Consider the following 21,733-nt stretch of genomic DNA (forward strand, 5'->3'; position numbering starts at 1 on the left):
CTAATCCTCAATTCTCAGGTCAGTCAAATTCCAAAGTGCACCGCCACTTTCAGGATAATTCACTCCTTTAATCCGATTGCGAACCACAGCCATCACACGCGCATTCACAAGTGGAATCCAAGGCAAATATTCTTGTGAAATTTTCTGAATCTTTCCGTAAATTTCCTTCCGTTTTGCTTCATCTAATTCTTGAGCACCTTCGACATATAATCGCCCAATTTCCGCTTCCCAATCTGCAACAACCCGACCTTCAAGCGGCGGTTTTCCAGGTGCACTCGATTGATTAAAACTATGCGATCTACTTTCCGGCAACCAAACGTTTGCTCCACTATTTGGCTCTTTACTTCCGCCCATTGCCAGTAGATACGATTCCCATTCTTGAGTGTTATCTAACTTATCCAACAACACTCCAAAGTTAATCGGATTAATATCAACTTGAATCCCCAACTGGCTCAAATCCTGCTTAATTTGCGCCACCATCGACTCACGCACCACATTCCCCGCATTCGTCATCAACGTAAAACGCACGACATTCCCGTCTGGGTCAGCAAGTTGTCCGCGATCGTTGAGCTTAAACCCGGCTTCTTTCAGCAGTTGCTTTGATTTGTTTTGGTCGTATTGGTAAACTTTTAAGCCTTCTTCGGGCTTGAGATAATAGGGGCTAGTCTCCAAAATTTGCGAATTGATCAAGACTCCCAAGCCTCGGAAGATATTTGTGTTCATCCGTTCTCGATCGATAGCATATGCGACTGCCTGACGGAATTTTGGATTGTTAAACCACTTTGATTTCACGGGATCAACGACAGGCTTTCCGTTTCGCCGTCCTTGATTTAAGTTAAACGCCATAAAAGTCGTAATCGGACGAGTGCCGCCAATATACGCTGTGAAATCACCTCGTTTTTCTTCTTTTTTGAGAATGGGATAATCTTCAGCCCGAATCGGTTCAGAGATATCGACTCCACCTGATCGAAATTGAAGAAGCTCAGTATTCTGGTTTTCAATCACACTCCAAACAATCCGCTCGATGTAAGGCTTCTGATTGCCTTGCTCATCTTTTCTCCAATAGTTCGGGTTACGTTTGAAAATGATCCGCTGTGTCGCAAAATATTGGTCGAGCGTATAAGGTCCGTTGCAAATCACTTTCCTCGGATCGGTATCCGTTCCCCAAGTTGAGAAAAAGAGCGGATTGCCGTCTGAGCCAGTCTTGCGAATTGTTTCTTCAAGCGCATGTTTGGGCAAAATTGCCAATCCGCCTGTCACTCTCAAAAAGGGAGCAAACGGTTCAGGTGTGGTGAACTCAACTCGGCGATCGTCGATTTTTCGCACGGTTGGAAATGCCCGTCCTTTACCAATTCGCAGGACATCTTGAATATCCGTTGGCACTTTAGGATTCAGAAAAATATCCCGGAACGTGAACACAACGTCATCGACTGTCAGCGGCACACCATCTGACCATTTCAAGTTTTCGCGCAGGGTAAATGTTACTTTCTTCTTATCTGGCGAAAGTTCCCATTTCTCTGCAAGTTCTGGCTCAAGCTCATTGGTCAATGCGTTTTCTGTGATTAATCCCACATACAAGAATCCCGCGACATTTGGATCTTCGTTAATCAACGCATAGTTAAATGATTTGGGATCGCTCAGGGTCGTATCGACAAGCTGAGGAACTTTTGCTGCTTGTGTTTTGTAGCCCTGCGGATTGCAAGCCGTAATGCCCAATATCAGGCAAAATGCTGCCATTGCCACTGCCCAAAACCGCCAAAAACCTGTAAGAGCGGAAAATTTCATAGCCGATCGCGCATCATTTAGAAAGTGATTCTATCCTTTCTACACCTTTTGCGCGGTTTCTGCTCGATTTAATTATCAATCATGCGATCGATACGGTCACGCATTTTCAACCCAATCAATGCTTTGACTAAAAATAAGCCTGCAATTGCTGCGATCGCAAAAGCAAACATTGAACCGCTCACTTTCCCGACGAGCAAAATCGCTCCAGTTAGTGCTGCGAATCCTGAAATACAGGCGTAAAGCAACGCTCTCAGCGAAAGATTGAGCTTTTTCAAGGCGCGTTCTTGCTCGATCGAGCGCACCTGAATTTGTAATTCTCCTTGCTCTAAGCGGGCTTCTAATCGCTCGATCGCAGTCTGAGTGGGATTCGGCTTCGTCATGCGATACGCCAAATATCCCTTCGCCTGCCGCGCCAATTCTCCCAGCCCACCTTGCTTCGCAGGAATTGTCGCCAAACTCTTCACAAATGGTTTCGCTGCCGCTAACAAGTTATAGTTCGGGTCAAGATCGCGCGCAACTCCGTCCAACGTCGTCAAGGCTTTAATAATAAAAGTCATCCGCGCAGGCAATCGGAACGGTTGCTGCTCAAACACAGCATAGAGTTCATTTCTAACGCTCTTAAAGGCTTGAATCTCAACAGGCTTATCCGCAAATCGTTCAACCAACACGCCCACAATTCGCTTCACGGGGGTCATGTCTGCCATCGGCTCAACCAAACCCATATCCACCAGCGTTTGCACGACTTGATCGGTATCTTTCTTCAATACTGCAAAGAAAGTCTGAACCATCTGATTGCGGTTGATCGGCTGCACTTCTGCCATCATGCCAAAATCGTAAAAGATTAGCTTTCCATCGTGGCTCACTGCCATATTTCCAGGATGGGGATCAGCTTGAAAAAAGCCATCTTGGAGCAGTTGCTTGAGATACGAACAAATTCCTAAATGATTAATCTCACGAGGATCAATCCCGATCGCAAGTAACCCTTGCCGATCGTTGACCTTGATTCCTGGCACATATTCCATCGTCAGCACACGCTTCGTCGTGTACTTAGGATAAATTTTCGGAACGACAATGAGATCGTGATCAGCAAAATTATGTCGAAAGCGATCGGCATTCATCGCTTCTTGCACATAATCAATCTCACGATTCAAAATCTCAGAAAATTCCTCATGAATCGCCAAAATATCGTAGTGTCTTGCGGTTGGAACAATGCGATCAATCCAACGCACGAGCCGACCTACAATCTGAAAATCCATCGCAAAGAGTTGCTCTAACCCCGGACGTTGTACTTTCACAACAACTTCCTCGCCCGTATGCAGCCGAGCACGATGCACTTGTCCTAAGCTAGCAGCTGCGATCGGAGTCGAATCAAATTCTCGATACAAGACATGCAGCGGATAGCCTAGTTCAGATTCAATAATGGCGATCGCTTGGCTCGAATCAAATTCTGGGACTCGATCTTGAAGTTGTCCCAATGCTTTGACATACTCCAAAGGTAGCAAATCAGCTCGAGTCGAGAGCGATTGCCCAATTTTGATAAACGTTGGTCCTAAATCTAACAGCGTCCCGACTAACCACTGAGCACGGCGATTGCGGTGATGAGCAGACTGCCTTGCGATCTGACGATCCCACCACAAATAAAACGTCAATTTGGCAGCCGACACAGAAATATCCACCTGCCGAGCCAGTGGAGAAGAGAGTTGCCGTTGCCAGCGTAGAGGTTTAGAGGCTGTAGTTTGTAACATAACTTCAAATTATTATAGCGCTGGAGGGTTGAAGAACTGCTCCAGAAGCAGAAGATTCCTGCACGAATATCATTGGGAAAATTCGACACTGCTAGAAATCTTGACAAAATCCCTCTTGGTTCGTCATTCATTGCATTTCTTGCGGAGTGCCAAACTTAGCATACCCGTCGAGAAACGTAGCCGTACGGAGCGATCGAAAATTGCTGGCTTCTTCCTACAAACGCCCAAATTCTGAACCAAGAGCGAGATCATTAGGATTGAATCGCCTATACATATTGGCTCAGATCAACACACAATTTCAGTTTTTCTACCAGTTAGGCAAAGTCAAAACCTAAATGACATCACAGATCTAATGGAGTTTCTGATGGAGTTCTCCTGACTCAAACCTCTACGATTTCCAAGTTCTGCGGTAAGGTTATCGTAAAGCAAGTCTCGTAAGACTGAGTTCCTTCCATCTCCGTACTCGTTGCCTCGATCGTGCCATTGAGATGCTGGACTAAACTTTTGACCAGTGCCAAACCGAGTCCAGTTCCAGGAACTGCATTTTGCGTCATTCCTTGACAACGCCGGAACTTGTCAAAGATATGGGGTAATTCTTCCTCGGAAATCGCTGATCCAATGTTTGAGATTGAGAATTTTATTTGCTGTCCAGGCTGAGGCATCACCTGTAAGTAAACCATGCTATTCGGATCAGCATATTTACCCGCATTAGTTAGCAGTTCTAGCAAGATTCGATTGAAGCTAGTTAAATCAGTATTGAGAAGGGGCAAGCGTTTTGGAAGTTCAAGTTCGAGCGTTAAGCCCTTCGATGACCACCGCTGGTTAAAGGAATTCGATAAGTCAGCCATCAATTCCTTCACATTCACTTGTTGAAGCTGGAACGCAACTTGTTTCGTTTCTAACTCTTGAAGGGCAAGTAGATCGTTAATCAGATTCGTTTCTTGAGCACATTGCTGCTCCAAGATGTTGAGATATTGCTGACGGCGATCAGGAGAAAGATTTGCTTGCTGCAACATCCGAATGGCTAACATCATGCTTGTGAGCGGCGTGCGCAGTTCATGGCTAAGTGTGCTGAGAAACTCATCCATTCGCTGATTCATTTCCCGCAGTTTCTCGATTTGTTTGCGGGTGATCTCGTAGAGTTTGGCTTGCAGTTCTAGACTTTGCTGAAGTTGCGCTGTTCTTTCCTCAACAAGAGATTCAACTTGTCGCAGCGTTTCGGTTTGAATAATTGCAGTGCTGATTTGAGCGCTGACAAGTTCGACGAGTTCGACTTCTTCGGGTTGCCAGGCGCGGGGTTCTTTTTGTTGAAGAGCGATAAATCCTAACAGGCGATTCTTGCTTTCTAAAGGAACTAGTAACAGTGCAGGCATTTTCTCAGCATCAAAAATTGGCGCAGTTTCTAGGTTACTGGGAAACTTACCTGAATTGCTGAAGGCAAAAAATTTAGCTGGACTCAGAAACGCACTCTGGCAAACCGCGCAGTCTGTAATCCAGAAAGACTGGCTGAGCGGCGTTTCTGACTCATCGACCTCAATTGGGTCACGGTTCCACTCGCTGTCAATCATCACGCGCGCTTTCGGAACTCGATCGCTCTTTGCCCGCAAGCTATGCCGTGGATCCCAAAACTTGGTGCGCAGGACAAAGGCTCGATCGATTTCAAGGGTACGAGCTAGTCCCTCTAGTACCATGACTTGGATTTGAGGCACATCGACTGAGTTCTGAATCGCGATCGAGACTTCTCGCAATAGCGCTTGCGATTGCGACTGTTTTGCGACTTTGCGCTGAAGGGTGAGTTGGGTGAGTGCAATCGCAATGTGATCAACAACTTGAGTCAACGTTTCGATTTCCAAGTCTGACCAGCGATGCGCCTGTGCTGTCAGCAAGCTGATCACACCGTTGATGTGTCCCTGAAATTGAGTTGGTAAGCTGAGTACGCCTCGAATTGGCAGCGCTTTCGATATGCTGTTAATTTCGCTGAGGTTCAAATCGGAGACAAATAAGCTGGAACGTTCCAGCGTCGCAGCCTGAATCATGCCATAGTTTGCCAGAATTTCGCCCTGTTGGTTGGCGCTAAGGTGCGTCTTGGCAAACCAAGCAGTCAATGACTTGGAATAAGGTTCACCCTGATTTGAAATGATACAAGCTTGAACCCCATAAGCTTCTCCTAGCAACGCTGCAATTTCCACAAGAACTGTTTCGCTCTGAGTGGCGTGAGCGAGAGCTGTAGTAATCTTGCGTCCGACACTTGCCAAACTAGAAACGAGAGGGCTGGAATGCGGCACAGTTTCAACCGGATGGGTAGACAAAGAAGTTAGTCGATCAGTTTCGATCCGAAGGGCTTCTTCTCTTGTAGTGTTGACAACATCCATGACTCGCCCCACAACTTCCTGAGATTCTGTCGGTCTCGATCGCGAAACTTTTGCTTGCATCCTGCTACATGCCTATCGTTGCATTACTTTTTCAGGAATCTCCCATCACAAATCTCTTTCGGAATCCGTTACGGGAAGCGCATGGCTCTGTATACGAAAAATAAACTAGGTAAGATTTTACCTATCTTGCATTTCGTTAGACCATCGCTTTCAGATTAGCGTCTTAACGCTTTGAAAGTATCCGTAATTTCCCTCGATTGCTGTTCTTGATTGACTAAATTCTCAAAAATTTATGCATTTCCACATGAAGACGATGTGAAGTTGCGCTCTATAAAGCAATTCAAAGGATTTCACACCTTTTTTTCTTAGACATAGTACACTTGAACGAAGCTTGCACTGCCTCTCTATTCCACGATAATTCGCCTTGGATCTTATGAATTTAGAGCCTGGAACTGCCAATCCAATCAGCGTTGTCGGTACGGTAAAGGGACCGGGTGAAAACGGCAATCAGTATGTTTTCATTACGTCTGATAACCGCCATGTGCGAATTGGCGAGTATGTCTATTATGAAGTTTATGAAGCTGGGCTTCTCCGTAAAATCCTCGGTAAGATCTCGGATCGAAGACTCATTGATCACTTACCTGATCGCATTTTTGCGGACACTGAGATTAGTCCAGAAGCGATCGCGGCTCTTGTCGGATTTACGTACGAGCATCCGGAGATCTATGAAGTTGCAGTGGATGTGATCGGTTATTTCGATCCGTCGCTGGGATTTATGAATCCGCGAAAAAGTCCAGATCCAGGCGCAAAAGTAGTGTTGGCAAGTGACGAGATGCTAAGGGAGATCTTAAATCGTCGTCAGCCTCAGTCGGTGGGATCAGCTCATATTGGCTCACTTTTGTTGAGAGAAGTCGGCTCTGTGCCGATCGCATTAGATGTCAAAGAATTAGTTAGTACCCATATGGCGATTCTGGCGGGAACTGGCTCAGGGAAATCCTATACGGCTGGAGTTCTGGTAGAAGAGTTGCTCCTTCCCCACAATCGAGCGGCGGTTTTAATTTTTGATCCGCATGGAGAGTATGGAACGCTGACAGATATGCGGGGGCATCCAGCATTTAAATCAGCAGATGGCTATGCTCCCAAAGTGAAAGTGATGACACCGGAAGAAGTGAGGATTCGAGTGTCTTCGCTAGATTACTACGATATTTTGGCATTACTGCCGGAAATGAGCGATCGTCAACAAGCTATGTTGAGCAAAGCCTTTCGGATTTTGCAGCGACATCGCAAAGGAGATTATCGTTGGGGTATTCAAGATCTAATCGCAGCCGTTCGAGAAGCCGATGTGCAGGTCGATGACGATGGCAATGAAAAGACGGGATCATCTGCTCCAGCTTTGGAATGGAAATTGGAGAAGATTGAGCGATCGGACTATTTTCATAATGTGGAACACACGGTTAGCCCAAAAGAACTATTTGAACCGGGACAAGTGACCGTCCTGCAAATGAACGAAATCAGTCAAGAAGAACAGCAAGTGATTTGTGCGGCAGTGCTGCGGCAAGTCAATCATGCACGGATGAGTACTCAGAAAGAACTCATTTCACCGCAAGATGAGAATTACTTGCCCTACCCCGTGTTTATTCTGGTTGAAGAGGCGCATCGTTTTGCCCCTGCTCATGAACCCTCTCGCTGTAAGTCAGTGATTCGGACAATTTTGAGCGAAGGGCGGAAGTTTGGCTTAGGAATGGGATTAATTACGCAACGTCCAGGTAAGTTAGATGCGGATGTCCTGTCTCAATGTATGAGTCAGTTTTTGATGCGCATTGTGAATCCGGTGGATCAAGAGAGTCTAAAGTATGGAGTTGAAGCAGCAGGACGGGATTTGCTGAAAGAACTGCCTGCTTTGACCAAGGGACAGATCATTATTTCTGGGGCTTGCGTGAATACGCCAGTGCTATGTAAGGTGCGGCAGCGTTTGACGAAGCATGGCGGTGAGACGTTGAATGCACCAGAACTCTGGCAGAAGCATTTTGAAGGGCATCGGCTTCAGGAACGTAAGATTGAGCTTGCACCCGTTGCGGCTCCCCGACGATCGCAGACGGTTCGCGGGCGAAGCATTGATTAGATTGTTCCTGATGTTGAGCAGTTTTTATGGGGAACGATCAATCGGCACTAACTCAACTTAGATTGCTTGCGCACCGGAAAAAGATGTGCGTTAGGAAGGATCTGAAGGGCGAGAAGTTATTTATTGACCAACGATTGAGGTTGCGATCGCGGTTTCAATGAGTGCTGCCAATATCCTTTTGAGGTATCGACGGGGACGGTTGCTGCAACAGAATTAGACTGAGATCGCGGTGAAGCGAATAGAAGTCTATCTGCCTTCTGAACTCTTACATTCGCTGACTGAGCAGCACGGGACACTGCTGGTGGATCCGTTGCTCGAATTGCCAATCCGACTAAGCCTGCGATCGATGCGACCCATCCTGCAAGTGCAGCGATCGTTAACCACTTTTCGATCATTCGATTCATTCCTCAACTCCGCAAACTGCACAGTTACCAACTTCAGATCGCAGACATGACGTTTCAGGGGGTGATGAGTCTAATTATATCTTGTTCGATGAAATGATCAAAGATCTTGTTCTTTTGTCAACCGTAAAGTTTGGCAAATTTATCGGAAAAATCGCCAGAGAATTGATTAAGAAATTATGGGGTCAATATGCGATCGCGCAAATTCAGCCAGCATAATAGCGTCGGAGATTCAGCGCGCAACTCCTCATGATTCATCGATAGGCGCGCTCCGTATTTTGACGCAATCTTTTCAGTTATGAACTTCAAACGATTTCTAAAATGGCTTGCTCCGGTGAGTTTGACTGCAATTCTGATTCTCTGCACAATTGTTCAGGGATGGAGTGCCCCTACAGCCGCACAAACCCAATTGCACTGGTATGGACAATCCGCGTTTAAGCTGACAACGCCGACTGGAAAAGTCATTTTGATTGATCCTTGGATTACGAATCCCGTGAATCCCAACGGCAAGACTGACTTAGCGACTCTGAATCGTGCCGATTTGATTTTAGTGACGCATGGACATTTCGATCACGTTGGCGATGCGATGACGATCGCGAAAAAGACGAATGCTCCTCTCGTCAGTACTGCCGATTTAGGACAGGCATTAGTCGAATCAGGCTATCCAAAAAATCTCGTGACCTTGGACACTCAAGGAAATTTTGGCGGCGAAATCTCATTGCTGAATAATGAGGTCAAGGTTGCCTTTATTCCCGCGATTCACAGTTCGGTGATCGCTTCTGATGGCAGTCCCGCAAAGTATGCAGGAAATCCAGGGGGCTTTTTGGTGACTGTACAAAATGGTCCTACGATTTATCACACGGGTGATACGGATGTCTTTGCGGATATGGCGTTGATTCCGCGGTTTCGCAAAGTGACGCTGATGTTGGCGTGTATTGGAGATCGGTTCACAATGGGACCGCAACGAGCTGCAACAGCCGTCGGCTATGTCAAACCCGATCGAGTGATTCCAATGCATTTCGGTACATTTCCAGCTTTGACTGGGACACCTGCTGCTTTTGCCGCAGAATTGAAGCAGCAAAGAGTGGGCAGTCGATTGCAGGTAATGAAGGTCGGAGAAACAATTCGGTTGTGAGATTTCTACTGTCTAGCGAGCTAGGGATTCAGTAAATTCAACACGCTGATAGAGACGGGTCGCCGACTCGTCTCTATGAGTTTGAAGGAACACGCAAGCTATTGAGTCAGGCGGAATCGTCCGATCATATTTTTGAAGTCCCAGCGTACAGCATTGCCGGGATATTCATAGAGCGCACTGAGAACAAATACTTTTGTGCGATCTCGGCTTGGCACAATTACGCTATCTCCGCAGTTATTGGTGCCACACCAGGAGTAGGAAATTGCAGGCTGACCCGCGAAACTGTAAGCTCGATAGTCACTTTGTCGCCCATCAAAAAAGGATTTATCTCGGTTTTGTTCTGCCCACTGCTGTGCAGATAAACGTTTAGGATTAGAAAATTCGGCGACGATAATTTTGTCTCCTGGGGAAGATTGAGATTGCACATTACTATCGACAGGTGCAGGTTCATCACTTCCGACTGCTGTGGGAGCTTCTACCGTACTCCGAAGTACGATTGTTCCTTTCGATTCTTGAGAAGTATCCAAGTTGTAAGTAGTTGGAAAATCAAATCGAAATCCTAATGGACTTTTATGCGTTTGAAATGTGCCAGCGGAGGCTTGAGCGATCGTATAGATGGTTTGATCTGAATTGCTCGTGAAGGGAGATGCTTGAGCAACTGCGGGCACTGCAAGGCTTAGTAACCCTGCACAGAAAAACATTTGGGGGCGAGATAATTTTGTTAGTTTCATACAAGAACTCCAACCATCGCTGGATGAAAACCATGAGCTAGAAATCTATTAAGACTCAGAACTAAATCTGTTTTGATGCTACAGATCATGCACCCTTATAAATTGAATTCTACCATGAAAAATATAGGACATCTAGACTCTCAGCTCTACCCTTTTGTAGACTTTACTTAGTTCTTTTTATAGATATTATGGAATCCTGAAATTCTATTAATTAGATTTAGAAATTTGTTTACTTTCGATTGATAGAACGTCTGTTTTCTTCTATTACTTAGAAGTACAAGCAATTGAGCTGGCAATTCTCAATTGAGAATTGCCTAAGCTGAGGTGAACTATTCGATCGTGATTGATTTCGGGGCGTTCCCGTTGGGGCTATGTCCGTTTGTCGTGTAGGTGGTTGAACCTGTTTGTTGATTGAGCCAGCTTCGGACGGGTTCCTCGGTCAGGCTCAATTTGAGGAATCCGGTAAACAGTCCCCCCATGAAGGCGAGCGGCTGTTGGGTAAACTCTTGGACGAGCGGTGAAAGTTCGGTCAGAAACATGCAACAAACCCTTTGTAGTTAGACTTTAAGCCCGATCGTACCTTAGACCGTCAGGATTTGGGTCGGTGGGTCGCTGCGATCGTAAGATGGTAGAGAAATTTGACCTGAAGAATTGCCATGACGAACCCTGCCGCGATCGACACTGCTGATCAAACTGTAGAACTTGCTCCGAGCTATGTGATTCCGATCGTTTTAATTGGGGCTGCCATCCCGTTAGTCTTGATCCAAATCTGGGTCAGTGCAGGGATTGCGCTATTTGGAGTATTTTTGCTGATTCAGACGGTTCTGCTACGGCTGAAGTTTACGCCGACAGATTTAGATGTCTATCGAGGGGAAACGTTGATTCGGCGCTTTCCGTATCGGGAATGGCAAAACTGGGAAATCTTCTGGCCGCCTGTACCGATTCTCTTCTACTTTAGAGAAGTTAAAAGTATTCATTTTCTGCCGATCATTTTTGACCCTAAAATGTTACGGATCTGTCTAGAGCAGCATTTTCCCAAAGCCTGATTTTTGTTGAGTGTAATTTATGAATTCTGATGAGTTGCCAATTGCAGATGAGAATGCCTCCTCGGATGAGACGGGAGCGGTGTTGCCTGAGTTGAAGCTGCCTGAGCGGGAGCGGATTGCTGATCTGATACAGCGCGAACAAGCGATCCAGCAGGAGATCGCGGATCTCACGACGACTCGTGATCAGCTTCAAGCTCAGGTAGTTGCGACGCAAAATAGTCTTGCTCAGGTGGTTCAGCAGAATTTATCGGAGTTGGAGCAACGCAGACAGGCTTTGCAATTGTCGATCGAACAACTCGAACGCCGACAAGAACGGATTCGCAATGAGATGAAAACCAGTTTCGCTGGAACATCTCAGGAAATCGCAATTCGGGTGCAGAGTTTTAAGGATTATTTGGTCGGAAGTTTGCAGGATTTGGCGATCGCTGCTGAGCGGTTGGAGTTACCGAAATTTCAAGAACCTCAGGTGGTTGCACCGACTCAACCTGTGGTCGAAGAACCGAGTGCGATCGCGGCTCCGAAGTTTGCGGAATCGAAGTTTCAAGATCAAGCACGTGAGATTCGCAATGTGATTGATCAGTTTCGCAATCAGCCCGATTATTACGGTCCGGTGTGGAAGTTACGTCGGACGTTTGAGCCAGTTCATGCAGAGCGAGTCTCCACGTGGTTTTTTGATCAAGGCGGACGGGGGGCGGTGCGAACGATGGGATCGCGCTTGCAGAATATTTTGATCGCGTCGGCGACAATTTCGATTTTGTATAAGCTCCATCGCGATCGTGTGAGAACGTTAATTTTGGCAAACTCGCCAGAACGATTAGGAGAATGGCGACGCGGATTGCAGGATTGTTTGGGAGTGACCCGCAGCGATTTTGGCAGCGATCGCGGCATTACTTTGTTTGAAGCTCCAGAACAGTTGGCGCTAAAAGCAGAACGGTTAGAGAAGGATGGCTTTTTGCCGCTGATCGTGGTAGATGAAACAGAAGAAAATATTAGTCTTGCCTTGTTGCAGTTTCCGCTGCTGCTTGCGTTTGCACCGAGTCCTCAACAAATGATTCAACAGCAATCTTATTTCTAAGCGATCGTGGGGTTTGAGCTTTGGCTCCGCTCAACCCACGTAGGATCTCAATTTTGGATGTTGAGCAAAACCGAAAGACGGGCGTTTGTGGAGTCGAAGCGCAGTCTGTCATTATTCTACTGGTCTCATTACCTATGCTTCCCTGGTTTATTAACAATGCTTTGCTGCTGATTGTTGCCTACCTCTTAGGCTCGATTCCGACCGGCTATCTGGCTGGACGCTTACTAAAAGGCATTGATATTCGGCAGGAAGGCTCAGGCTCAACAGGCGCAACGAATGTGCTCCGCACGCTTGGGAAAGTTCCCGCGATCGTGGTGTTGGCTGTTGATGTTGCCAAAGGCGCATTAGCGATTGCAGCCGTGAACTATGCGTTTACTACGCTTCCGGGTTGGCTCTACTTCTCGAAGATTGTGGGGTTAGATTTTAATCTTTGGCAGCCTGTGATGGTGACGTTAGCAGGTCTGGCAGCTTTAATTGGGCATAGCAAATCAATCTGGCTAGGATTCACAGGGGGCAAGTCAGTTGCCACCAGTTTAGGGATTTTGCTGGCAATGAATTGGGTGGTGGGATTAGCAACGCTTGGGGTGTTTGGGTTAACGATCGCCATCACGAGGATTGTGTCGATTAGCTCGATTCTGGGTGCAGTTTCGGTGATTGTGTCGATGATTCTCTTTGCTCAGCCATTGCCGTATGTGCTATTTGCGATCGCGGGTGGCGGATATGTGATTTGGCGACATCGATCGAATATTGAGCGATTGATCGCTGGAACAGAGCCGAAACTTGGACAGAAGCTGGAGGAAGCGGAGAATGCGCCGGGTGAATCAGCTTAGTGTTGGTTAAATTGATGTTGCACTAAAAGACAAACAAAATAATTCAACGGGATAACACCTTTAGGTAGAGTTCTGATTGCTAAAGCCGAGTTGAATAGAGAAGTAGGCAGCAAATGAATCTGGCTCATGGTTTCTTGAAAAGATTGAGAAACTCAGGATTAGTCAAATTGGTTTTTGCTGAAAGTTTTTAATAACTGAGGTTTTAGTATGCAAGAGTCTTCTGCTTTGATGTTTAAGAAATTGATTGATGCCCAACGGCTTTGTGCATTAATCCTTGGAATTACTTTCTTGTTCATTGGAATTGCTGGATTTGTTCCAGGTTTTATGTCACTTCCAGGTGATGCACCTGTGACGGGTGCTGTTGTACCGCGATTAATTTCACCAGATGGATATGGACATCTCTTTGGCATTTTTCCGACCAATTTTGTCCATAATGCGGTTCATATTGTCGTTGGATTGTTAGGGATTGCAGCCGCAACGAGTTTTAGTGGTTCGTTAGTGTTTAATCAGGGATTTGCAGTTTCTTATATTGCGATCGCAATTCTCGGAATTTTGCCGATTACGAATACGACGTTTGGTTTAATGCCCATTTACGGTAACAATGTTTGGTTCAATTTACTGACTGGAATTGCAGCCGCTTATTTTGGTTTTGTGAAGCCTGCTGAACTCGCCAAAATGGAATCGCCGAACGCCTAAAAATCCATTGATTGGAAATAGAAAAGGCATCATTCATCGTGATGCCTCTTTTTTGTGCCCAAGCTCTCGTTAGAATATGCCTTCTCGATTCTTCGCAAAGTCTTCGAGTTGCTTAGTTCGATCGTTGGTCATTTTCTCAATGCAATTGGAATAAACCATCGGCTGAATTGAGCCACCCTCATACGCAGCACTCGTGAATGTACAATTTGTATCTCGGAACTTAATCCAGGCTTGTTGTGCTGCGACCAATTGCGATTCGCGACGGGTTCCTTTGTAGCTGCGGATTAAGGTTTGATACGCCTGATTGAGTTTGCGATCGGCAGCTCTTGCTTGCTGATTCGCGCAAAAATTCATATCAAATTGCGTTTGCTGATTCTTACAATCTACTCGAATGTTTCTTGGTAAATTCTCTGAGGGGGTAGGTTTATTTTGAGCTGTTGCATGCTGAGAAATCGTACTCATTACCCCAATCATTACTAGAGCAATTAACTTTCGTTGCATGAATTTATTCCTAAATCGTTCTCAGATTGTAAATCTTTCAGTAGCAGTTTAATTTGCTGTTGAATCGTCTCCCATTTTCCGGTTTCGATCGCGATTTTTGGAAATAAGTTTCCTCCGATCCCAACCGCGATCGCACCAGCTTGAATCAAAGATTTTGCATTCTCGATCGTCACGCCTCCTGTGGGGATCATCGGAATATGTCCGAGCGGCGCTCGCACTGCTTTGAGATAACTGACCGAGGGAATTGGAAAAACTTTGACACAGCTCGCTTTTGCATTCCAGGCAGTCATAATCTCAGTCGGCGTGAATGCACCCGGAATAATCGGGATCTCTTGACGTTTGGCGATCGCAATTAAATCAAAGTCTGTATGAGGCATGAATGCGAACTGTGCCCCTGCGGCGATCGCATTCTTTAAATCAGATGCAGCGAGAATTGTGCCAACCCCAATTGTGCAATCAGGAAACATCGATCGCAATTGAGAAACTAATTCAGTCGAGGCATCTGTATTCCAAGAAATTTCGATTAATCTCATTCCCCCTAAGATCGCAGTTTTTGCCATTTGCAGCCCCATTTGGAAATTCGGGGCGCGAATAATACTAATCGATCGCTCTTTTTCAAGTAAGTTCAACCAGGCTTGATCTTCCATTACAAATTCAGCAAAAAATAACGCAAATTTTCTAATTTCAAAAAATATCATTCTAGCCGATTTCACTCATTAGGAAGAGTCAGTTCGGTCATTAGAAGGACGAAGGAAAAAATTGAAACTCTTAAGCTAAAAAACATGTTCAGAAAGGAGATATCAACAATGGTTTTATACAGAATTAAAGACTTTGATCCAGATTACCGGAACCACTTTGATGGCAACGATATCAAAGATTTGGATCTCTATAGTGGAGATGACAAAATTGGTTCGGTGAATGATGCTCTAGTTGATGAAGATGGAAAGTTCCGCTACCTTGTCATTAGCACTGGTGCGTGGATTTTTGGCAAGAAAGTATTGCTTCCGATCGGACGTGCGCAAATTGATTACAATGCTCATCGCGTTTATGCACCCGGCTTGACTAAGGAACAAGTTGAGCAACTGCCTGAATTTACCGATGAAATGAAGATCGATTACAACGACGAAGAACGGGTTCGGGGTGTCTATCGATCGGGTGATTATTCTGCAACTGGTGCAGGTTTGGGTACAGCAGCAGGGACAACTACAACAGATGCATCGATGATGGGTTCGACGGCAACCGCAATGGGTTCTAGCCCGCTGGAAAGCTCGGCAGCTCTAGAAGCTGAAGGAACAGCTTACACAGGTTCGTCGATGGGTGCAACTCCTGCAACGTATGACCGGGATTCCTATCGCTACGATATGGATCGCGACTTGTACAACATGGATCAGCATGACGATCGCATTCGGTTGTATGAAGAACGTCTGATTGCGAACAAGCGTCGGATGAAAGCAGGCGAAGTGACTGTCGGCAAGCATATTGAGACGGAAACGGCTCGCGTCGATGTGCCGCTTGAGAAAGAGCGCGTTGTAGTGGAGCGCGTTACCCCGACGAATACTTCAGCGGTTCCGGGCGAAGCAGCATTTCATGAAGGTGAAGTGGCTCGCATGGAAGTGTATGAAGAAACGCCAGACATTCAGAAAGAAGCGTTTGTGCGTGAAGAAGTTCGCGTGAAGAAAGTGGTAGACCAAGACATCGTGAACAGCGAAGAAGAAATTCGTCGCGAAGAATTGGATGTTAATACTCAAGGTCGCCCGATCGTGGATGATGACACTGCACGCCGCCGCGTGTAGATTCAGTTGAGGCGTTCTCTTGAGAACGTCTCTGATTTGATTGACGTTCAATTGCTCGAGCACGAACCCCGTAACGATCGTTGCGGGGTTTAATCAATGGGTCTAAATTTTTCGACATCGGCGCGGGTTTGAATCGATGGAGGCAATTCGATCATACGAATTTGATCAAACCGAATCGATGGATTGAGAGGAATTTCGGGGATTAGCGATCGCTTTTCAGATTCTGGTAAATTCGCATAAATCAGGCTGAGATGTGGATTGAGGATGAAAGGCGACTCAAAGTTTTGCTGAAATGATTCGTGAAGCTGATCTAATTGCGAATTTGAAAAGAACTGAATAAATAATGATTTAGTGAATGAATCAGAGTATAAAATTTGATCGAATTCTAGAACGATATCGACAGCAGTTTGAAAAGTATTTAACGTCTCAACTTTGCAACTATGCAGTGTAACGTGCGGCGCAAACGTTGGAGCGTTGTATCGATGCGCGAAATCTTGAATGAGAGACTGATAAATTGTGCGATCGGGTTCCGCCGGAATCAACCAGAATGCAATTTTCATCATAAAAACTTGTAGAGACGCGATTAGTCGCGTCTCTAACAAAATGCCTAAATCGTCTGAATCTAAGACGCGATCGCAGAAACCAATTTGGCTTCTTCCTCTTTCGAGAGGACGCGACCTTCATCCTCAAATCCAGCAATGCGATCGAAGTTCAAGTACCGATATAGATCAGCCGCAAACGGGTCGATCTTCGTCGTCACGACTTCCATATATTCCTGAATCGTCGGAATCTTACCGAGCAACGCACAGACTGCCGCAAGTTCAGCAGAGCCAAGATAGACTTGTGCGCCTTTGCCCATGCGGTTGTTGAAGTTCCGAGTGGAAGTCGAGAACACGGTTACACCGTCATCGACTCGCGCTTGGTTCCCCATACAGAGCGAACAGCCTGGAACTTCAGTCCGTGCTCCAGCCGCAACGAAAATGTCATAAATGCCTTCGGCTCGAAGTTGTTGTTCATCCATCCGAGTTGGAGGAGCAATCCAGAGCTTCGCTTTGGCAACGCCTGCACCTTCGAGAATTTTCGCAGCAGCGCGGTAATGCCCGATATTCGTCATACAAGAGCCAATGAAGACCTCTTGAATCGGATCGCCTGCGCATTCTGACATCAGTTTGATGTTGTCAGGATCGTTAGGAGCCGCAACGATCGGTTCTTTGAGTTGATCCAAATCGACTTCGATGATGTCTGCATATTCAGCATCCGCATCGGCTTGCAGGAGATGGGGATTGGCGAGCCATTCTTCCATCTTGCGAACGCGGCGGAGAATGGTACGCGCATCGCCATACCCACGCGCCACCATGTTTTTCAGCAATGCAACGTTCGATCGTAGGTATTCAGAAACCGTTTCGATCGAAAGCGCGATCGTACATCCGGCAGCCGATCGTTCAGCCGTTGCATCGGTCAGTTCAAACGCTTGCTCTAGCTGCAAATCAGGCAAGCCTTCCATTTCGATAATCTTGCCAGAGTAAACATTGATTTTGTTCTCTTTAGAAACAGTGAGCTTTCCTTGCTGCATTGCCACATAAGGGATTGCATTCACCACATCGCGCAAGGTTACACCAGGCTGCAACTTTCCTTTGAAGCGAACTAACACAGATTCAGGCATGTCGAGCGGCATCGCACCTAAAGCAGCAGCAAAAGCGACGAGACCCGATCCGGCGGGGAATGAGATTCCGAGTGGGAAACGGGTATGAGAATCGCCTCCGGTTCCAACCGTGTCAGGAAGCAGCATCCGATTCAGCCAAGAGTGAATAATGCCATCTCCTGGACGCAGAGAAACCCCGCCGCGAGAATTGATGAAGTCGGGAAGCTCGTGATGAGTTTTGAGATCGACAGGCTTGGGATAAGCTGCAGTGTGACAGAAACTTTGCATGACCAAATCCGCGCTGAAACCGAGACAAGCGAGTTCTTTTAATTCATCGCGAGTCATGGGGCCTGTCGTATCTTGCGATCCCACGGTGGTCATGATCGGTTCACAAGAAGTTCCAGGACGAACACCGGGCAACCCGCAGGCTTTTCCGACCATTTTTTGAGCTAGGGTAAAGCCTTTTCCGGTGTCAGCAGGCATTTGCGGACGGACGAATAAATCACTCGGCGTAAGTCCTAATGTCGTGCGAGTTTTATCCGTTAAAGTGCGTCCGATCAGAAGAGGGATTCTACCGCCTGCGCGCACTTCATCCAGAATCGTGTCGGGTTTAAGTGCGAAAGTTGAAATGACTGCACCCGATTCATTGGTGATCTCGCCTTTGTAGGGATAGATCGTGATCACATCGCCTGTGTTCAGTTGGGTGACATCACATTCGATCGGTAACGCACCCGAATCTTCTGCTGTATTGAAGAAAATCGGAGCAATTTTACCGCCGAGAACATATCCGCCTGATCGCTTATTCGGCACAAAGGGAATATCCTGTCCGATATGCCACAGCACGGAATTGATCGCTGATTTCCGCGATGATCCTGTGCCGACAACATCGCCGACATACGCGAGGGGATGCCCTTTTTTCTTCAAATCTTCGATGACTTCCAGCGATCCCGGTTGTCGTGTTTCCAGCATTGCCAAGGCATGGAGTGGAATGTCTGGGCGAGTTGTAGCGTGAGTTGCAGGAGACAAATCATCGGTATTGGTCTCACCTGGAACTTTGAAAACGGTTACTGTAATCGAGTCAGGCAAGGGAGCGCGGCTGGTAAACCAGTCTGCATTTGCCCAAGCATTCATGACTTGCTGAGCATAAGCATTGCCACTTTCCGCTAATTCTTGGACATCGTGGAAGGCATCATACACGAGCAGCGTTTTGCTCAATGCTGCGGTTGCGGTTTCTGCGATTTCGGAATTGTCAGACTTGAGCAGGTCGATTAGCGAATGCACGTTATAGCCGCCCATCATTGTGCCAAGCAGTTCGACGGCATCTTTGGGGGAAATGAGCGGGCTGGTGGTTTCACCTTTGGCGATCGCGCTTAAAAATCCAGCTTTGACATAAGCGGCTTGATCGACTCCGGGGGGAACGCGATCGCGCAACAGCGAGAGGAGAAATTCTTCTTCGCCTGCGGGCGGAGTTTTCAGGAGTTCGCACAGTTCCGATGTTTGTTGCGGACTCAGGGGTAAAGGCGGAATTCCTAAAGCGGCGCGTTCTGCAACGTGTTGGCGGTAAGATTCAAGCATGTTCGGGTTTAAGTTCCTGTGTGGATGTAGGTAGTCAGCTTTACAAGATTTTGCGGCTTTGCGGTCATCGATTCAAGCGGTAGCGATCGAAAATCTGAATTGGCGGCTCAATCTTCAGTGTAGAACTTGAGAAAACGGGACGACTATTCAAGCAAGCTCAGTTGAATCACGTTCGGATCAGGCTGAGATTTTTTTCGACGAGACGTGGTTTTTTGCGGTTTAATTTCGACATGGGCAACTAACCACGATCGCAACCAAGTCGATCGCTCAATATCTAACTGATCTAAATCCAATGCTGCCGGAAAGAGAGAAGGAGAAGATTTTTGCGCCCATTGAATCTCACTTTCAAATCGATCGCTTCCAAATGGCAAAACTGATTTCGGCATACGAGCCAAATGTGGCAAAATGTCGAATTGCTGACGGAAACTCGATCGCTGTTCTTCGAGTTGCTGAACGCGACGCGCCCGCGCTTCTCGATAGTTCAAAATTGGCTGAGGGTAGTCTTTCACCCGTGGCGGTAAGCCGAGTTGAACAGCCGGAATCTTTGCCAGTTCTGGAACCCATTTTTTGATAAATGCACCTTCGGGATCACAGCGATCGACGGCTGCCTGTTCGGGATTATAGATGCGAGTCCAACTTTTATCTAAACAATGCGTCACTCCGGCTTGCATTGCCCATTGATAATGATCGATCGGGCAATCTCCATCAATTAAATGCCGCATAAAATGCAGCGCACCATACCGCCAATCGTGGTTCATCAAATTGCTGAGAAAGCTAGAATACAGCGCCCGCGATCGAAAATTTAACGCCATCCAGCCACCCGTTGCTTCTAAACATCTTGCAGCCGCATCGATGATCGGGAATCCGGTTTGTCCGGTCTTCCAAGCTTCGTAGAGGGTTTCATCGAATTCCCATCCGTCTTGATCAAAAATTGAATAGAGAGATCGTAGTTCTAACTGCGGTAAATATCGAAATCGTTGAGCAAATCCACTTCCCCAACGCAAACGTGAAATAAACTGCTTACAACTTCGTTCAATTCTCTGATCGCTTGTGTATTTCAAAATACGTTGTGCAGTTTGATAACATTCTCGAATCGAAATTGCTCCAAATTTGATATGTGGGCTTAATCCAGATGTGACTTCTGCACCGGGATACGAAAGTTGCCAATAATAGCGATCGAGCTTTTCATTCAAAAATTGTCCCAAGATATCGCGAGCGGCACTCGTTCCCGCAGGCGGGATTAACTTACCATCGGGAACTAAACCCAAATCAGTCAGTTTCGGAATGGGTTCGCTGGCAATATCCTCAGGAGTCGGAATGTTCAACGGAGTCGAGAGCATTTCTGCACTCATGTCTCGATACCACAATTTCCGATAGTCGCGATAGTCCATCAATCCTGATGCGGCTCCGCTTGGCTCGAACCAGCGAATTTTTAGACCTTGTTCTACTAACGCTTGATTTAATCGGGCATCTCGAACTCTGCCATAGATGCGTTCGTAATCGACATATGCATAGATTCCATCTGCTCCAGTTTCGCGAATCAGATCGGGCAAGAGTTCAACCGGATCACCGAATCTGAGAATTAAGCGTCCACCGCGATCGCGCAAATCCTCATCGAGCGATCGTAAACAATCGAGCATAAATGCGACTCGCGCTGATCCGGTTTCAGGATGATGTAAAAGCGCACGATCGAAGATAAACACCGGAATTACAGCACCTCGTGAGATTGCACGATGCAAAGGTGCATGATCACTGATACGTAAATCCCGGCGAAACCAAACGATCGTCCGATTCATTGCTGTTCGATAAATTGGTTGACATCCTCAATCAGGCGGCTCAGTTCGGCTTCGGTGTTGAGTCGAATTCGATCGTCTCGCAAGGTCACGAGCACTCTAGCAGCAAACGGAGATGCCCAAATATTGGGATTGCAGAAAAGCTCTAAAAAGACATCTCCAGTGTAGCGATATTCCATCGACGGTTGGGGTGCGGTTTTACTCCCTGGTGTTGTTTTAGTTGCCGTATTTTTCAGCCGCCCCATTAATTCATTTAACGCGGTTTTTAATTGCTGTGCGGCTTCAGGCGTGAACTGAAACATAACTGAGCCAGTATCAAGGTTTAACGTAAGTTGAGACATTTTCATTTTGATGCGTCGTTTTCAATTATCTGACAATTTTTTACAACAAGTACACTAATCAAATTTGCAATTAATCGAGAAATGGCATGATTACAGTTTGATATTGAGAATTCTTGTAAGAAAACAATCAGATTATGAATAGATAAAAGC

Annotated in this window: 19 protein-coding genes; 7 read left to right on the top strand and 12 right to left on the bottom strand. The window is 46.5% G+C overall.

Translation table 11 applies throughout. From position 1 onward, the window contains the following. The 3 genes from ACMUEV_RS07040 to ACMUEV_RS07050 form a co-directional block, all read right to left on the bottom strand. Entirely contained in the window at positions 1 to 1,785 is a 1,785-nt protein-coding gene (locus ACMUEV_RS07040; protein WP_190652797.1) for an ABC transporter substrate-binding protein, read from the bottom strand. Positions 1,786 to 1,853: 68 nt separating this feature from the next. Continuing rightward, positions 1,854 to 3,530, bottom strand: a complete 1,677-nt coding sequence (locus ACMUEV_RS07045; protein WP_190652796.1) for an ABC1 kinase family protein — start codon at positions 3,528 to 3,530, stop codon at positions 1,854 to 1,856. Positions 3,531 to 3,910: 380 nt separating this feature from the next. Beyond that, the gene (locus tag ACMUEV_RS07050; protein WP_190652795.1) at positions 3,911 to 5,962 is read right to left on the bottom strand and encodes a GAF domain-containing protein; all 2,052 of its coding nucleotides are present in this window, start codon (positions 5,960 to 5,962) and stop codon (positions 3,911 to 3,913) included. A 373-nt stretch (positions 5,963 to 6,335) separates the two neighbouring features. On the opposite strand from ACMUEV_RS07050, the gene ACMUEV_RS07055 reads away from it, so the two are divergent. After that, positions 6,336 to 8,024: an ATP-binding protein gene (locus tag ACMUEV_RS07055; protein WP_190652794.1), complete on the top strand. Its 1,689-nt coding sequence runs from the start codon at positions 6,336 to 6,338 to the stop codon at positions 8,022 to 8,024. A 116-nt stretch (positions 8,025 to 8,140) separates the two neighbouring features. Here ACMUEV_RS07055 and ACMUEV_RS07060 read toward each other — a convergent pair whose 3' ends face one another. Next, positions 8,141 to 8,428: a hypothetical protein gene (locus ACMUEV_RS07060; RefSeq protein ID WP_017289844.1), complete on the bottom strand. Its 288-nt coding sequence runs from the start codon at positions 8,426 to 8,428 to the stop codon at positions 8,141 to 8,143. Positions 8,429 to 8,723: 295 nt separating this feature from the next. On the opposite strand from ACMUEV_RS07060, the gene ACMUEV_RS07065 reads away from it, so the two are divergent. After that, a complete protein-coding gene (locus tag ACMUEV_RS07065) occupies positions 8,724 to 9,560 on the top strand; it encodes a metal-dependent hydrolase (protein ID WP_017289842.1) in 837 nt (278 codons plus the stop codon). 98 nt (positions 9,561 to 9,658) lie between these two features. Here the strand turns inward: ACMUEV_RS07065 and ACMUEV_RS07070 are convergent, their stop codons facing one another. Continuing rightward, a complete protein-coding gene (locus ACMUEV_RS07070; protein ID WP_017289841.1) occupies positions 9,659 to 10,291 on the bottom strand; it encodes a hypothetical protein in 633 nt (210 codons plus the stop codon). Positions 10,292 to 10,620: 329 nt separating this feature from the next. Beyond that, positions 10,621 to 10,830: a hypothetical protein gene (locus ACMUEV_RS07075; RefSeq protein WP_017289840.1), complete on the bottom strand. Its 210-nt coding sequence runs from the start codon at positions 10,828 to 10,830 to the stop codon at positions 10,621 to 10,623. 117 nt (positions 10,831 to 10,947) lie between these two features. Between ACMUEV_RS07075 and ACMUEV_RS07080 the strand changes: the two genes are divergently transcribed. From ACMUEV_RS07080 to ACMUEV_RS07095, 4 genes are all read left to right on the top strand, one after another. Further along, positions 10,948 to 11,337 (top strand): DUF3119 family protein, encoded by a 390-nt coding sequence (locus ACMUEV_RS07080; RefSeq protein ID WP_190652793.1) that lies wholly within the window; start codon positions 10,948 to 10,950, stop codon positions 11,335 to 11,337. Between the two features lie 19 nt (positions 11,338 to 11,356). After that, the gene (locus ACMUEV_RS07085; RefSeq protein WP_190652792.1) at positions 11,357 to 12,412 is read left to right on the top strand and encodes a DUF3086 domain-containing protein; all 1,056 of its coding nucleotides are present in this window, start codon (positions 11,357 to 11,359) and stop codon (positions 12,410 to 12,412) included. Between the two features lie 134 nt (positions 12,413 to 12,546). Further along, positions 12,547 to 13,242: a glycerol-3-phosphate 1-O-acyltransferase PlsY gene (gene plsY / locus ACMUEV_RS07090; protein WP_190652834.1), complete on the top strand. Its 696-nt coding sequence runs from the start codon at positions 12,547 to 12,549 to the stop codon at positions 13,240 to 13,242. Positions 13,243 to 13,449: 207 nt separating this feature from the next. Beyond that, on the top strand, positions 13,450 to 13,938 hold the full coding sequence (locus ACMUEV_RS07095; protein ID WP_017289836.1) for a DUF4383 domain-containing protein: 489 nt from the start codon (positions 13,450 to 13,452) through the stop codon (positions 13,936 to 13,938). Between the two features lie 69 nt (positions 13,939 to 14,007). On the opposite strand, the gene ACMUEV_RS07100 is transcribed toward ACMUEV_RS07095, so the two are convergent. Together ACMUEV_RS07100 and ACMUEV_RS07105 are read right to left on the bottom strand one after the other, a co-directional pair. Next, on the bottom strand, positions 14,008 to 14,439 hold the full coding sequence (locus ACMUEV_RS07100; RefSeq protein WP_190652791.1) for a lysozyme inhibitor LprI family protein: 432 nt from the start codon (positions 14,437 to 14,439) through the stop codon (positions 14,008 to 14,010). Then, entirely contained in the window at positions 14,424 to 15,086 is a 663-nt protein-coding gene (locus tag ACMUEV_RS07105) for a bifunctional 4-hydroxy-2-oxoglutarate aldolase/2-dehydro-3-deoxy-phosphogluconate aldolase (protein ID WP_190652790.1), read from the bottom strand. The genes ACMUEV_RS07100 and ACMUEV_RS07105 overlap by 16 nt, the downstream gene beginning before the upstream one ends. A gap of 159 nt (positions 15,087 to 15,245) precedes the next feature. Here ACMUEV_RS07105 and ACMUEV_RS07110 point away from each other — a divergent pair, with 159 nt between their 5' ends. Continuing rightward, positions 15,246 to 16,232, top strand: a complete 987-nt coding sequence (locus tag ACMUEV_RS07110; protein ID WP_017289833.1) for a DUF2382 domain-containing protein — start codon at positions 15,246 to 15,248, stop codon at positions 16,230 to 16,232. An 89-nt stretch (positions 16,233 to 16,321) separates the two neighbouring features. On the opposite strand, the gene ACMUEV_RS07115 is transcribed toward ACMUEV_RS07110, so the two are convergent. From ACMUEV_RS07115 to ACMUEV_RS07130, 4 genes are all read right to left on the bottom strand, one after another. Next, on the bottom strand, positions 16,322 to 16,795 hold the full coding sequence (locus ACMUEV_RS07115; protein ID WP_190652789.1) for a hypothetical protein: 474 nt from the start codon (positions 16,793 to 16,795) through the stop codon (positions 16,322 to 16,324). Between the two features lie 59 nt (positions 16,796 to 16,854). Then, positions 16,855 to 19,449: a bifunctional aconitate hydratase 2/2-methylisocitrate dehydratase gene (gene acnB / locus ACMUEV_RS07120; protein WP_190652788.1), complete on the bottom strand. Its 2,595-nt coding sequence runs from the start codon at positions 19,447 to 19,449 to the stop codon at positions 16,855 to 16,857. 143 nt (positions 19,450 to 19,592) lie between these two features. After that, the gene (locus ACMUEV_RS07125; RefSeq protein ID WP_190652787.1) at positions 19,593 to 21,245 is read right to left on the bottom strand and encodes an FAD-binding domain-containing protein; all 1,653 of its coding nucleotides are present in this window, start codon (positions 21,243 to 21,245) and stop codon (positions 19,593 to 19,595) included. Then, positions 21,242 to 21,583: a hypothetical protein gene (locus ACMUEV_RS07130; protein WP_242044685.1), complete on the bottom strand. Its 342-nt coding sequence runs from the start codon at positions 21,581 to 21,583 to the stop codon at positions 21,242 to 21,244. Before ACMUEV_RS07130 ends, ACMUEV_RS07125 begins: the two co-directional genes overlap by 4 nt. Positions 21,584 to 21,733 lie beyond the last annotated feature (150 nt).

Source organism: Leptolyngbya sp. FACHB-1624 (assembly GCF_047649235.1).
GTDB lineage: Bacteria > Cyanobacteriota > Cyanobacteriia > Leptolyngbyales > Leptolyngbyaceae > Leptolyngbya > Leptolyngbya boryana.